The sequence below is a fragment of the Nitrogeniibacter mangrovi genome, from assembly GCF_010983895.1.
In the GTDB taxonomy this organism is placed as follows: Bacteria; Pseudomonadota; Gammaproteobacteria; order Burkholderiales; family Rhodocyclaceae; genus Nitrogeniibacter; species Nitrogeniibacter mangrovi.
The window spans coordinates 1,299,821-1,313,052 of record NZ_CP048836.1 but is presented as its reverse complement, the minus strand read 5'-3'; the positions used below and the strand labels follow the sequence as shown (position 1 = coordinate 1,313,052).

Here is a 13,232-nt window from a genome sequence, read left to right as displayed (position 1 = left end):
ACAGACCCCACATGACCGTCACCGACGCGCTGCTGAACGCATTGATGAGCGAGGCCGACACCTTGCTGCTCGGCCTCTTCGACAACGCGCTGGTGGGCGTCTACGTGATCCAGGACGACCGCTTCGTGTACGTGAATGCGACGCTGGCGGCCATGTTCGGCTATACCCAGGACGAAGTCTGCGGCAAGCTCGGCCCCCTCGATCTGACCGACGCCGACCAACAGCCCATCGCCCAGTCGGAGATCGACAAGCGCCTCTCCGGACAGGCCAAGGCGAGCTTCTACGGCTTTCAGGGCACGCGCAAGGACGGCAGCACCTTCGACGCCGAAGTGTTCGGCGTGGCCACCCGCTTCCAGGGTCGCACCGCGATCATCGGCATCCTCACCGACGTGACCAAGCGGCGCGTGGCCGAGCGGGATCTGGCCGACAAGCTGCACTTCATCGCCGGCCTGATGGAGACCATTCCCAACCCGGTGTTCTACAAGGACGAGCAGGGCCGCTACCTGGGCTGCAACAAGGCCTTCGAGGCCTTCCTCGGCACCCCGCGCGAAGCACTGATCGGCCGCTCCGTGTTCGAGATCTCGCCCCCCGAGCTGGCGGCGCGCTACCACGCCGCCGACCAGGCCCTGTTCGACCACCCCGGCACCCAGGTCTATGAGGCCCAGGTCAAGGGAGCCGACGGCGAGTACCGGGACGTGATCTTCTACAAGGCGACCTTCGAGCGGGCCGACGGCGCGCTGGGCGGGCTGCTCGGGGTGGTGCTGGACATCACCGATCGCAAGCGCATGGAGGCGCAGATCCGGCGCGATGCCTACTACGACACCCTGACCGGCCTGCCGAACCGGCGCCTGTTCGAGGAACGGGTCGCCAAGGCCTTCGAGCAGGCACGACACGACGGCAGCACCCTGGCGCTGCTGTTCATCGATCTGGACCGCTTCAAGGACGTCAATGACACCCTGGGCCACCGCACCGGCGACCTGCTGCTGGCGGCGGCGGGCCAGCGGATCCAGGCCTGTCTGCAGCCGGGCGACACGGTCGCGCGCTGGAGCGGCGACGAGTTCATCGCCGCCCTGCCCGAGGTGGGCAGCGCCGACACGGCGGGTCGCATTGCCCAACGCATTCTCGACACCCTCGCCGCGCCCTTCGTCCTCGACGGCCAGCCGACCACGGTGACCGCCAGCGTGGGCATGGCCCTGTTTCCCGACGACGGCGACTCCGTCGAGACCCTGATGTCCTACGCCGACCAGGGCATGTACATCGCCAAGACGGCCGGACGCAACGGCTTTTGCCAGTTCATTCCCGCCCACCAGGCGGCCGCACGGGCCCGGCGCGAGCTGGCCAGCGATCTGCGCGAGGCGCTGGCCAACGATCAGTTCCAGCTGCTCTACCAGCCCATCGTGCGACTGGACGACCTGGCGGTGGTGAAGGCCGAGGCCCTGATCCGCTGGCACCATCCGCGCCTGGGTCTGATCCCCCCCGACCGCTTCATTCCGCTGGCCGAAGAGATCAACCTCATCGGCGAGATCGGCGACTGGGTGTTCCGTCAGGCGAGTCACGACGTGGTCGTCTGGAATGATGCCCGCTCGCCCGGCAGCCCGGTGATCCAGGTGAGCGTCAACAAGTCCCCGCGCCAGATCCTCACCGGCAAGAGCGAAGAGATCTGGCTCAATCATCTGACCGAATCGGCGATTCCGCCGGAATACGTCGCCATCGAGATCACCGAGGGGCTGCTGCTCGATGCCAGCGCCGAAGTGGTGCGCAAGCTCGAAGCCTTCCGCCGCAGCGGCGTGCAGATCAGCCTGGACGACTTCGGCACCGGCTACTCGGCCATGGCCTATCTGAAGAAGTTCGCCATCGACACCCTCAAGATCGACCGTTCCTTCGTCAAGGACATGCTCTCCAACCCCAGCGACCGGGCCATCGTCGAGGCCGTGATCGCCATGGCCCACAAGCTCGGCATCCAGGTCATCGCCGAAGGTGTGGAAACCGAAGCGCACAGCACCGCGCTCAGCGAGGCCGGCTGCGATTTCGGTCAGGGCTACCACTTCGCCCGGCCGATGCCGGCCGACGCCTTCGAGATCTTTCTGGCGCAGCGCAGCAACGAAACCACCGCCTGAGCCGCTCGCCCGCCCCCGGATCATGAGCGCCGGTCATCGGTCCCGCGGCTTGCCGGCGCCCAACCGGGCGTTGATCCAGCATCCATGCGCCCTGCCACACGCATGCGCCCGGCGCAGTCATGCGGCGCAAAAAAAACGTTTGAAGCATGGCAGCGCTTTGTGTAGCGTGAAGCTCCCCTTCCGAGCCGATCTTGCCCATGAACGATCACGCCGAGCGCGCCCGCGTCCTGACGGCCGGCATCTGCAGCCTGCTCCTCGCCCTCGGCGTGGCCCGCTTCGCCTACACGCCGTTGCTGCCGATCATGCAGCAGCAGGCCGGTCTCGGGGTTGCCGACGCCGGCTGGCTGGCGGCGATCAACTACATGGGCTACCTGACCGGCGCCCTGGTCGCCTCGCAGATCAGCGACCTCGTGCTCAAGGACCGGCTCTACCGTATCGGCATGGGGGTCGCGGTGCTCAGCACCCTGATGATGGCCACCAGCACCAACCTGGCGGTGTGGGTGGTCTCGCGCTACATCGCCGGGCTGTCCAGCGCGGCGGCCCTGCTGCTGGGCACCGGTCTGATCCTCAACTGGCTCATCCGTCACAACCATCGTAGCGAGCTGGGCATCCACTTCGCCGGCATCGGCCTGGGCATCGCCGGCTGCGCCGCCGCGGTCACCCTCATGCATCCGACCCTGGACTGGCGTGCGCAGTGGCTGGCGTTCACCGCCATCGCCGCGGTGCTGCTGGTCCCCGCCCTGCGCTGGCTGCCGCCACCGGACACGAGCGCGGTCACCAAGACCGGCCAGCCCCTGGTCGACAGACCGCCCAGCCCCCTGTTCCTGCGCCTGTTCATGGCCGCCTACTTCTGCGCCGGGGTGGGCTACGTGGTCTCGGCCACCTTCATCGTCGCCATCGTGGACGCCCTGCCGGCGCTGCACGGGCGCGGCACGCTGGTGTTCCTCGTGCTCGGCCTGGCGGCGGCGCCGGCCTGCATCGTGTGGGATCTGGTCGCGCGCCGCACCGGCGACCTGAACGCGCTGATCCTCGCCGCCGTGCTGCAGATCGTCGGCATCCTGCTCCCGGCGCTGAGCCCCTCGCTGCCGGCGGCGGTGGCCGGCGCGATCCTGTTCGGCGGCACCTTCATCGGCCTGGTGAGCCTGGTGCTGACCATGGCCGGGCGCTACTACCCCACCCGGCCGGCCAAGATGATGGGCAAGATGACCGTCTCCTACGGCGTGGCGCAGATCCTCGGCCCGGCGATCACCGGCAAGCTGGCCGAATCGCTGGGCGGCAGCTACTCGGCGGGCCTGTGGATGGCCGCCGTCGTCATGATGGTCGGCACCGTGCTGCTGCTCGTGCTCAAGGGCGTCGAACGGCGCGACGCCGCCGCGGACGCCTCGCCCGCGATGCCCTGACCCCTGCGACGGGGCGCTCACTGCGGCGGCTCGTCCTCCGGCAGGGAGAAATCGCCACGGTGAAAGGCCTCGAGCACGGCCTGCGCCTCGTCGGCCTGCGAGGCCGGCACCATGACGCGAACGCCCCCCACCGCCACGCCGATCAGCGAATGCGTCTGCACCAGATTGGCGTCAGCCACCATCACCTCCAGCCCCGCCGCGCGCAGGCACTCGCCCCACAGGTGGGCTTCGGTGGGGGTCAGGCTGCGCGCCACCGTCACCCAATCGTCCGTCTCGTCCATCTCGGGCCATCCATCGGCAATCTCATCCACACACAGTGTATCTGCAGGTAAAGCTTTCGCCAGCCCTGCCGTGAACAGCGAAACGCAAGCCAGACGCCTGCAAGTGATCGCATGATCGACGCGAGTCAGGCAGCGACAACACGAACAACCCAATGGCGCCCTCAGGGGCATTGGAGACACGCCATGCTGAACCAGCTTTCCGTCCGCTGGAAGATTCTCGGCCCGATCCTGGCGCTCGGCCTGATCACCCTCGTCCTGGCGCTCTACAGCATCGTCAACGCCAAACACAGCGAAGACTTCACCGTCGAGATCGGGTCCCGCTACCTGCCCGCCACGAGCCTGCTGCTCGAGGCCGATCGCGATCTGCATCAGATCCTGGTAGCCGAGCGCTCCTGGCTCATCCAGGGCAACGACGGGCGGGCGGCAACCTGGCGCAAGCAGATCGACGAGAACCGCCAGCAGTCGGCCGAACGCATTGCCAAGGCCACCGCCCTGATGATGGCCATGCCCACGGTGGCCGACAAGGCCGCCGCCCTGTTCAAGACCTATGAAGCCAACCGCGCCGCGTGGGACAAGGACATCGACCGGATGCTCGGCCTGCTCGATCATGCCCAGGCCCCGGAACTGGAACAGGCCCGCGCGCTGAGCCTGAACGACGCGGCGACGCACTTCGACGCGATGCGCGAGCAGATCAACCAGGCGACGGAACTGCTCGGCAGTGCCTCCAAGGATGCGGAATCGGCGGCCGAAACCACCACCAGCGCGGCCTACGCCGGCTCGATCACCATCGCCGTCGTGGCGCTGGGCCTGATCGCGCTCGTGCTCCTCACCGTGCCGCGCCTGGTCCTGCGCCCGCTGGGCGAACTGAACACCCTGCTCAAGGGCATTTCGACCGGCGGCGGCGACCTCACCATGCGCCTGCCGGTCAAGTCGTCGGACGAGCTCGGGCAGATGGCCGATAGCGTCAACAAGCTGCTCGAGAATCTGGCCGGCATGTTCGGCCGCCTGCACGGCGACGCGGACCGCCTCGCCAGCGGCGTGCACCAGCTCGAATCGATCATCGCCGACATCAACCGCCGCTCCGAGGCGCTGGCGGACATCTCCACGGCCAACGCGGCCAGCATCGAGCAGATCACCGTCAGCGTCTCGCACATCGCCGACAACAGCGCCGACGCCGATTCGCTGGCGCGCGAGACCGGCACGCTGACCGGCAACACCGCCGCCGAGATCGCCAGCATCGCCAACGAAGCGGCGAGCTCCGCCGAACGGGTCCGCGACCTCGCCCAGGTGCTCTCCGGCCTGGATCAGCGCTCGCAAAGCATCCACGGCATCGTCGGCGCCATTCGCGAGATCGCCGACCAGACCAACCTGCTGGCCCTGAACGCCGCCATCGAGGCGGCGCGCGCCGGCGAACAGGGGCGCGGCTTCGCCGTCGTCGCCGACGAGGTGCGCAAGCTGGCCGAGCGCACCGGATCGGCCACGGTGGAAATCTCCGGCATGCTCGACGGCATGCGTCAGGACACCCAGCAGGCGGTGCAGTTCATGGAGAAGACGGTGGCCACCGTCGAACACAGCGCCAGCCTGACCGGCGACGCACGGCACAAGATCGGCGAAATCGGCGAGAAGATCCACGCCGTGGCCGACCGCATGAGCGAGGTGGCCCTGTCCATCAACGAACAGCGCGGCGCCACCTCGGCCATCGCCAAGAGCACCGAAGACATCACCGTACGCGTGCAGGAGACCGACCGGGCCCTGCAGAAAGCCCGCTCCACGATCGACCAGCTCGCCAGTGTGGCCCGCGGCACCCAGGAGCAGTTCAACCGCTTCAAGCTCTGAGACGAGGCCCGATCTGCGCTACCGCCCCCGCCGCGGGGGCGGTAGCGGGGGTCAAGTCCGCACCGTCCGTGCCGCAATAAAGGTTGACGTCACCACCACGCAATCCGGCCACCGTCTCACGGACCTCGCTCACGGCATGTCTCCGGTCTCAGAAAAGCACCACAAATACCATTCGCTCCGCCGGCTCGCGCTGATCACGGTCGGCCTGGGTATTCTGCTTCCGGCGTTGCTGATCGGCACCTGGTCCCTGAAGCAGCGCCACGACCAGGAGTTGACGCTCCTCGTCGACACGCTGCCCAACCAGTATGCCGACATGCTGGCCCAGGCCGCGGCGGCGCCGATGTGGAATTTCAACCGGGAGGCCGCCGCCACCCTGACCGAAGCGATCATGCGCAACCCCGACATCGTCCGCGTGCGCCTCGAGGAGCTGGACGGGACGGTGTTTGCCGAACAACGGGCCGGGGCGGCGCCCGAACCCGACACCTCGCGCGACGTGCGTCGCCTGGTGGTGCACGGCAACGACCCGATCGGGGCCGCGATCGTCACCGTCAACACCACCAACGTGGACGGACGCATCCATCGGGACATCAACGCCAGCATCGTCACCTTGCTGCTCCAGGTGCTCATCTCGGTGTGGATCGTCTTCATCCTCCTGGACCAGCGCGTCATCCACCCCATCCAGCGCCTGCGCCGCGACGCCGTCCGGCTGGCCCGCGGTGAGCTGGACGAACCGCTGTACTGGGAACGCAACGACGAGATCGGCCAGCTGGCCGGCGGGCTGGACACCATGCGCCAGGAGTTGCGCGATCTGATCGCCGAGATCGACCAGAAGAACGCCTGCCTGCAGCAGGAACTGCAGGAACGCATCAGCACCGAAAACGCCCTGCGCCACGCCGAGGAAAAGTTCCGCATCCTGTTCAACGCCTCCCCCATCGCCATCGGCGTGGCCCGGCGCGACCTCGACTACGCCTTCGTCGAGGTCAATGACCAGTGGGTTCGCCAGTTCGGCTTCAGCCGTGAGGAGTCGTTGGGCAAGACCGGCGTCGACCTGGGCATCTGGACCGATCCGGCGGACCGGCGCCGGATCATCGACCAGATCGAGGCGACCGGAAACGTTGGGGTGCACGATGCCTGGGTCAAGGCCAAGGGCGCCCGGGCGCCCTTCCTGTGTCGCTTCACCGGGCGCACGGTCGAATATGGCGACCAGACGCTGGCCCTGGTGAGCCAGCAGGACATCACCGCGATCCACCGCCACGAACAGGACATGGCGGCCCTCAACAAACTGCTCGAGGAGCGCGTCCGCGAACGTACCGAGGCGCTCACCCGCTCCAACGAGGATCTGAGGAGCGCCATCGACAAGCTCGAGCACGCGCGCTCGGAATTGCGCCAACGCGAAACCCTCGCCTCCCTCGGCGCCCTGGTCGCGGGGATCGCCCACGAACTGAACACGCCCATCGGCAACAGCATCATCGCCGCCAGCACCCTGAAGGATCTGGCCGCGGAGTTGTCCGAACAGGTCGGCGACGACACCACCGGCGGCGCGATCCCGCGCCTTGTCGAACGCACCGACACCACCGCCGCCATCGTGATGCGCAACCTCGCCCGCGCGGCCGAGCTGGTCAACAGCTTCAAGCTCGTGGCGATCGATCAGGTCAGCGAACGGCGGCGGCGCTTCGATCTGGCCGAGATGGTCGCGGAGACGCTCACCACGCTCGGCCCCGGCATCCGCGCCAGCGGCCATACCGTGACCCAGGACATCCCCCCCGACATCCCCATGGACAGCACCCCCGGCGCGCTCGCCCAGGTGCTCGGCAACCTCATCAACAACGCCCTGCAACACGCCTTCGCCGACCGGGTACGCGGCACCGTCACCATCGACGCCCGGAGACAGGGCGACGAGCGCGTCGTCATCCGCGTCTGCGACGACGGCTGCGGCATCAGCGAAACGGACCTCGAACGCATCTTCACCCCCTTCTTCTCCACCCGCACGGACCACGGCGGTGGCTTGGGGCTCAACATCTGCGAAGACCTGGTCAAGGAGATGCTGGGCGGCCAGCTACGGGTCGAAAGCACCCCCGGCGCCGGCACATGCTTCATCGTCGAGCTGCCGCTCAAGGCTCCGGATGGCGCGGGTAAACAGGAGTGAGGCGCTCTCGCGCATCGACGCAGTGATGGGCCAAAAGAAAAACGCCGCATGAGCTGCGGCGTTTTTTTGGAAAATGTTGGCGGAGAGGGTGGGATTCGAACCCACGTGCCGGGTTTCCCCGACCATCCGATTTCGAGTCGGCGCCGTTATGACCACTTCGGTACCTCTCCGCGAGCCGGAATCGACGTTCCGGCGAGAAGGCTGCGGATTATAACACTGCCCGGGTGCGCTGCGGCAAGTGTCAGGCGGATTCCGGCTTCAGGCGCGGCAGCAGCTCGTCGTAGGCCCGCACCGCCTCGGCGGCGTACATCAGGGTCGGGCCGCCGCCCATGTAGGTACAGATGCCCAGGGTCTCCATGAGTTGCTCGCGCGTCATGCCCAGGCGGATCAGGGCCTTGATGTGGAAGCCAATGCAGGCGTCGCAGCGGGAGGCGATGCCGATGGCCAGGGCGATGAGTTCCTTGTGCAGCGGATCGATGGCACCACCGGCCATGGCCGCCTTGGCCAGATCGTTGAAACCCTTCATGGCCTCGGGCACTTCCTTGCGCATGGCGGCGAGCCCCTGGGATACGTCTTGGGTGATCTGGACGAACGACTTGCTCACGTGCGACTCCTGAATATTAGAACTGACGAATATATATTCTAGCGCAAGCACGGCCCCGCACCCAGCCCGGGTACGACCCGTCTGGCGACTCAGGGAAACCCCCGATCCCCGGCAAATTGCGTGCATCGGCGCCAGCGTTCACAATCGGCGTTCGTTCCCGACTCGAGACCTGTCATGCGCCTGCTCGCCTCCCTGGCGCTCGTGCTGTTGCTGACCGGCTGCCCGCGTGGCGAGGCGCCCGTCATCCTGGACTATCAAACGCTCGGCGAGCTGCGCGTGGCCACCCGGGTCGACACCGTCGCCTATCGCCAGACCGCCGAGGGCGAAACGGGGGGCTTCGAGCATGATCTGCTGGTGGAGCTGGGCAACGAGCTGCGCATTCCGGTGCGCTTCATCGTCTATCGCAGCACGGCGCAGGTGCTCAACGCGGTACGCCGTGGCGACGCCCACCTCGGCGCGGCGGGCCTTGGACTCAACCGCCAGCGCCGGGGGCTGATCTGGTCGCCGCCGGTGCGCCAGATGCATCTGGTGATCGCGGCCACGGAGCCGCTCGCCAGCACCATCAAGCGCGCCGAGGACCTGGCCGGCCATACCGTCACGGTGCGACGCAATACCCTGGCCGCCGAGCAGATGAAGGCGTTCCAGGCCGATGTGCCCGGTATCCGGCTCGAACGGGTCTCGGGGCGACGGGACGGGCAACTGCTCGGCGATCTGGCCGACGGCAAGATCGAGTTGCTGGTGACCGACGCGGTACATCTGTCGGCCGCGGCGGTGCTGCGCCCGGAGCTCAAGTCGGTACTGCCGCTGCCCAACGATGCCCGCATGGCCTGGGTGATGCCGCCCACGGCGTCGCCGAAGCTGGTGGACACGGTGAGCCACTTCCTCGAACGCGCGCACGCCGAAGGACTGATCGAACGGCTGGAGGATCGCTATTTCGGCTACATCGAACGCCTCGACCAGACCGACATCGCGGCCTTCGTCGAACGCATGCAGACGCGCCTGCCGCGCTTCATCCCGATGTTCAAGTGGGCCGCCGACCGCACCGGTGTGGACTGGCGCCTGCTGGCGGCCATCGCCTATCAGGAATCGCAGTGGGATCCGCTCGCGGTGTCGTTTACCGGCGTGCGTGGGCTGATGATGCTCACCGACGACACGGCCTCGCGCATGGGGGTGCACGACCGGCTCGACCCGGCCCAGAGCATTCTCGGCGGCGCCCGGTACTATGCGCTGATGCGAGAGTCCATCGACGCGGCAGTGCCGGAACCGGATCGCAGCTGGATGGCGGTTGCCGCCTACAATCTGGGCCTGGGTCACCTGCGCGGGGCACGCCAGATCGCCCGCAGCCTCGGCCGCGACAACACCGCGTGGATCGCCATGCGCGGCGTGCTGCCGCTGCTGTCGCGCCCCAGTTTCGCGCGCCGCCTCAAGGCCGGCCCGGCGCGCGGGGGCGAAGCGGTGATCATGACCGAGAACGTGCGCGCCTTCTACGACATCCTCCAGCGCCTGGACAGCCCGATGGGCGACGAGGCGCTGCCCCTGCCCGCGCCGATCGAGACCCGGGCGGCAGCGATCGATCAGGCGGTCGGTTCGAGCACCTCGACACCGCCCATGTAGGGCACCAGCACTGCCGGCACGCGCACCGAGCCGTCGGCCTGCTGGTAGTTCTCGAGCACCGCCACGAGGGTGCGGCCCACCGCCAGGCCAGAGCCGTTGAGCGTGTGCAGCAGGCCCTTCTTGCCCTGGGCATCCTTGAAACGCCCCTGCATGCGGCGCGCCTGGAAGGGTCCGCAATTGGAGCACGAGGAGATCTCGCGATAGGTGTTCTGCGCCGGCAGCCACACTTCCAGGTCGTAGGTCTTGGTGGCGGAGAACCCCATGTCGCCGGTACACAGCACGATCTTGCGATATGGCAAGTCCAGCGCCTGCAGGATGGCCTCGGCATGGCCGGTCAGTTCCTCGAGCGCGGCCATGGAATTGTCCGGATGCTCGATGCGCAGCAGCTCGACCTTGTCGAACTGGTGCTGGCGGATCATGCCGCGGGTATCGCGCCCGTAGGAGCCGGCCTCGGAGCGGAAGCACGGGGTGTGGCAGACGAACTTGAGCGGCAGCGTCTCGGCCGCCACCATCTCGCCGCGCACGATGTTGGTCACCGGCACTTCGGAGGTCGGAATCAGGTAGAACTTGCCGCCGTCCGCCCTGGGCACCGCGAACAGGTCTTCCTCGAACTTGGGCAGCTGCCCGGTGCCGTACATGCTCTCCGGATTGACCAGGTAGGGCGAATAGATCTCGGTATAGCCATGTTCGCCCACATGGGTGTTGAGCATGAACTGGGCGAGCGCACGATGCAGCCGGGCCACCCCGCCGCGCATCATGGCGAAGCGGGCACCGGAGATCTTGGCGGCGGTCTCGAAATCGAGCCCGCCCAGCGCGGTGCCCACGTCCACGTGGTCCTTCACCTCGAAGTCGAAGCTCGGCGGCGTGCCCCAGCGCGCGACCTCGACGTTGGCCGCCTCGTCGGCGCCCTCGGGCACCCCCTCGGCCGGCAGGTTGGGCAAGGCGCTCATGAAGGCCTCGATGCGCGCGAGCAGCTCCCCGAGCGCTGACTCATTGGCCTTGAGCTCATCACCGATGCCACCGACCTGGGCCATCACCTCGGAGGCATCCTCCCCCTTGGACTTGAGCATGCCGATCTGTTTGGAGAGCGCGTTGCGCTGCGCCTGCAACTCCTGGGTGCGGGTCTGCAGCTGCTTGCGTTCGGCCTCCAGGGCGTTGAAGGTGACCGTATCGAGGTTCACCCCGCGGGTCGCAAGCGCACGGGCCACGGCGTCGATGTCGGAACGAAGTTGTTGAATGTCGAGCATGAAGGAGGGGCCTCGGTCGAGGCGCTGAGGCAGTTGGCAAAGGCGCTATTCTAGCCTGCCCGCCCCATCGCCGGTCACCCCCGGCCCGACACCGCGGACCACCCGGTTTTCACCGCGGGCCACGAACCGACGAACGGTCGGTGCGATCAACGCCTCGGGGCATCCCCCATTGCTGCAACGCATCCGCCCGAGTGTCACAGGACACCGGCACCACCTTCGTCATTTTCGCTCGCAGCGCACCATTGTCCGGACCAATCGGGCGCCCGAAAACGAGAGATGCGAGCCCCTTGCAAAGCGGCATCAATGGCATACGATTCAGTTCGATACAGGCGAAGCCATATCGCCAAAACGCCGCGTCAGACGGCACATTTGCGACGGAGGAGAACACGATGCTCTCGATTCGAGATTGCCTCGACTATTGCGATTTGACGGACGATGAAGTCGCCCTGATCGCCGAGCACGAAGGGATACCCGACGTGGCCGCTGCGCAGATGGCCTGCGGGCTGGTGCAGACGCCGGAAGGCACCTTGCTGCTCACCCGTTTCATCGAAGAGTTGCTCGCCCGGGCCGAGGCCAGCGGCGAGGTCGACAAGGTGACCGAGGCCCAGGCGATCTACGCCCGCTTCGTGGCCGACCACCCCGTCCCGCACTGAGGCGATTCCCCCGCTACTTTCCCGGCGCCCTGGCCTGCGCGTCGAGCGCGCGCAGGCGCTCGAGCTTTTCCCGGATCTTCGCTTCCATGCCGCGATCCGTGGGCGCATACCAGTGCTGCGCCGCCACCTCGTCGGGCAGGTAGCGCTCGCCGGCCGCGTAGCCGTCCGCCTCGTCATGAGCGTAGCGGTAGCCGTCACCATGGCCGAGGGATTTCATGAGCTTGGTCGGGGCGTTGCGCAGGTGCATGGGCACCGGGCGTGAGCCGTCCTGCTCGATGAAGCGCCGGACCGCCTTGTAGGCGGTGTACACCGCGTTCGACTTGGCCGCGCAGGCGAGAAACACCACCGCCTGCGCCAGCGCCAGTTCGCCTTCGGGCGAGCCGAGCCGTTCGTAGGCGGCGCAGGCCTGCAGGGTCATTTCCAGCGCGCGCGGATCGGCCAGGCCGATATCTTCGCTGGCCATGCGCACCAGGCGCCGCGCGATGTAGAGCGGATCGGCGCCCCCGTCGAGCATGCGGCAGAACCAGTACAGCGCGGCATCCGGGTCGGAGCCGCGCACCGATTTGTGCAGCGCCGAGATCTGGTCGTAGAAGGCATCGCCGCCCTTGTCGAAACGGCGCAGGTTGCGCGACAGGGCCTGGTCGATGAAATCGGCCCCGACCGGATTGACCCCGGCGGTGCGCGCCGCCGTCACCAGCTGCTCCACCAGGCCGATCAGGCGCCGGCCGTCGCCGTCGGCAAAACCGACCAGCCGCTCGATCGCCTCGTCGGCAAACGCCAGCTCGGGATCGGCCTCGACCCGGGCACGTTCGAGCAGCTGCTTCAACTCGTCGTCGGCCAGCGGCTTGAGCACGTAGACCGCGGCCCGCGACAGCAAGGCCGCATTGACCTCGAAGGACGGGTTCTCGGTGGTGGCGCCGATGAAGGTGACCAGGCCCTGCTCCACGAACGGCAGGAAGGCATCCTGCTGCGCCTTGTTGAAGCGGTGCACCTCGTCCACGAAGAGGATGGTGTGGCGGCCGCGGGCCTGCTCCGCCTCGGCCTTGTGCACCGCCTCGCGGATGTCCTTGACGCCCGAGAACACCGCCGACAGGGCCACGAAGCTCGCGTCGAAGGCGTCGGCCATGAGCCGCGCCAGCGTGGTCTTGCCCACGCCCGGCGGCCCCCACAGGATCATCGAGTGCAGCTTGCCGGATGCGAAGGCCAGACGCAGCGGCTTGCCCGGATCGAGCAGATGGCGCTGGCCGACGATCTCGTCCAGCGTGCGCGGCCGCAGGCGCTCGGCCAGCGGCACGTTCACCGGGGCCTGATCGGCGAACAGGTCGTCCATGGCC

General features: G+C 67.6%; 10 protein-coding genes and 1 tRNA gene. 6 read left to right on the top strand and 5 right to left on the bottom strand.

The window, feature by feature from the left end:
- Positions 1-11: 11 nt before the first annotated feature.
- Together G3580_RS06020 and G3580_RS06015 are read left to right on the top strand one after the other, a co-directional pair.
- Entirely contained in the window at positions 12-2,117 is a 2,106-nt protein-coding gene (locus G3580_RS06020; RefSeq protein WP_173764404.1) for a putative bifunctional diguanylate cyclase/phosphodiesterase, read from the top strand.
- Positions 2,118-2,314: 197 nt separating this feature from the next.
- Entirely contained in the window at positions 2,315-3,517 is a 1,203-nt protein-coding gene (locus G3580_RS06015; protein ID WP_173764403.1) for a YbfB/YjiJ family MFS transporter, read from the top strand.
- 17 nt (positions 3,518-3,534) lie between these two features.
- Here the strand turns inward: G3580_RS06015 and G3580_RS06010 are convergent, their stop codons facing one another.
- Complete coding sequence (locus G3580_RS06010; protein ID WP_173764402.1) at positions 3,535-3,798, bottom strand: putative signal transducing protein; 264 nt, start codon at positions 3,796-3,798, stop codon at positions 3,535-3,537.
- A 183-nt stretch (positions 3,799-3,981) separates the two neighbouring features.
- Between G3580_RS06010 and G3580_RS06005 the strand changes: the two genes are divergently transcribed.
- Together G3580_RS06005 and G3580_RS06000 are read left to right on the top strand one after the other, a co-directional pair.
- Complete coding sequence (locus tag G3580_RS06005; protein WP_173764401.1) at positions 3,982-5,634, top strand: methyl-accepting chemotaxis protein; 1,653 nt, start codon at positions 3,982-3,984, stop codon at positions 5,632-5,634.
- Between the two features lie 136 nt (positions 5,635-5,770).
- A complete protein-coding gene (locus G3580_RS06000; RefSeq protein WP_173764400.1) occupies positions 5,771-7,780 on the top strand; it encodes an ATP-binding protein in 2,010 nt (669 codons plus the stop codon).
- 77 nt (positions 7,781-7,857) lie between these two features.
- Here G3580_RS06000 and G3580_RS05995 read toward each other — a convergent pair.
- Both G3580_RS05995 and G3580_RS05990 read right to left on the bottom strand, forming a co-directional pair.
- A tRNA-Ser gene (locus G3580_RS05995) sits at positions 7,858-7,950 on the bottom strand.
- 71 nt (positions 7,951-8,021) lie between these two features.
- Positions 8,022-8,384: a carboxymuconolactone decarboxylase family protein gene (locus G3580_RS05990; protein ID WP_173764399.1), complete on the bottom strand. Its 363-nt coding sequence runs from the start codon at positions 8,382-8,384 to the stop codon at positions 8,022-8,024.
- A gap of 174 nt (positions 8,385-8,558) precedes the next feature.
- Here G3580_RS05990 and mltF point away from each other — a divergent pair, with 174 nt between their 5' ends.
- Positions 8,559-9,998 carry a membrane-bound lytic murein transglycosylase MltF gene (mltF, locus tag G3580_RS05985; RefSeq protein ID WP_173764398.1) on the top strand — a complete coding sequence of 480 codons (1,440 nt, stop codon included), beginning with the start codon at positions 8,559-8,561 and terminating at the stop codon, positions 9,996-9,998.
- Here the strand turns inward: mltF and serS are convergent.
- Positions 9,959-11,245, bottom strand: a complete 1,287-nt coding sequence (serS, locus tag G3580_RS05980; protein WP_173764397.1) for a serine--tRNA ligase — start codon at positions 11,243-11,245, stop codon at positions 9,959-9,961. The two genes, mltF and serS, sit on opposite strands and share 40 nt — an antisense overlap.
- Before the next feature lie 389 nt (positions 11,246-11,634).
- Here serS and G3580_RS05975 point away from each other — a divergent pair, with 389 nt between their 5' ends.
- Positions 11,635-11,898 (top strand): hypothetical protein, encoded by a 264-nt coding sequence (locus G3580_RS05975; RefSeq protein ID WP_173764396.1) that lies wholly within the window; start codon positions 11,635-11,637, stop codon positions 11,896-11,898.
- A gap of 13 nt (positions 11,899-11,911) precedes the next feature.
- Here G3580_RS05975 and G3580_RS05970 read toward each other — a convergent pair whose 3' ends face one another.
- Complete coding sequence (locus tag G3580_RS05970) at positions 11,912-13,228, bottom strand: replication-associated recombination protein A (protein ID WP_173764395.1); 1,317 nt, start codon at positions 13,226-13,228, stop codon at positions 11,912-11,914.
- Between the last annotated feature and the right edge of the window lie 4 nt (positions 13,229-13,232).

Excerpts from the sequence above, each read along its gene's own strand:
- G3580_RS06000 (WP_173764400.1), top strand. The coding sequence starts at position 5,771 with ATGTCTCCGGTCTCAGAAAAGCACCACAAATACCATTCGCTCCGCCGG.
- G3580_RS06015 (WP_173764403.1), top strand. The coding sequence starts at position 2,315 with ATGAACGATCACGCCGAGCGCGCCCGCGTCCTGACGGCCGGCATCTGC.
- serS (WP_173764397.1), bottom strand. The coding sequence starts at position 11,245 with ATGCTCGACATTCAACAACTTCGTTCCGACATCGACGCCGTGGCCCGT.
- G3580_RS06010 (WP_173764402.1), bottom strand. The coding sequence starts at position 3,798 with ATGGACGAGACGGACGATTGGGTGACGGTGGCGCGCAGCCTGACCCCC.
- G3580_RS05970 (WP_173764395.1), bottom strand. The coding sequence starts at position 13,228 with ATGGACGACCTGTTCGCCGATCAGGCCCCGGTGAACGTGCCGCTGGCC.
- mltF (WP_173764398.1), top strand. The coding sequence starts at position 8,559 with ATGCGCCTGCTCGCCTCCCTGGCGCTCGTGCTGTTGCTGACCGGCTGC.
- G3580_RS05975 (WP_173764396.1), top strand. The coding sequence starts at position 11,635 with ATGCTCTCGATTCGAGATTGCCTCGACTATTGCGATTTGACGGACGAT.
- G3580_RS06005 (WP_173764401.1), top strand. The coding sequence starts at position 3,982 with ATGCTGAACCAGCTTTCCGTCCGCTGGAAGATTCTCGGCCCGATCCTG.
- G3580_RS06020 (WP_173764404.1), top strand. The coding sequence starts at position 12 with ATGACCGTCACCGACGCGCTGCTGAACGCATTGATGAGCGAGGCCGAC.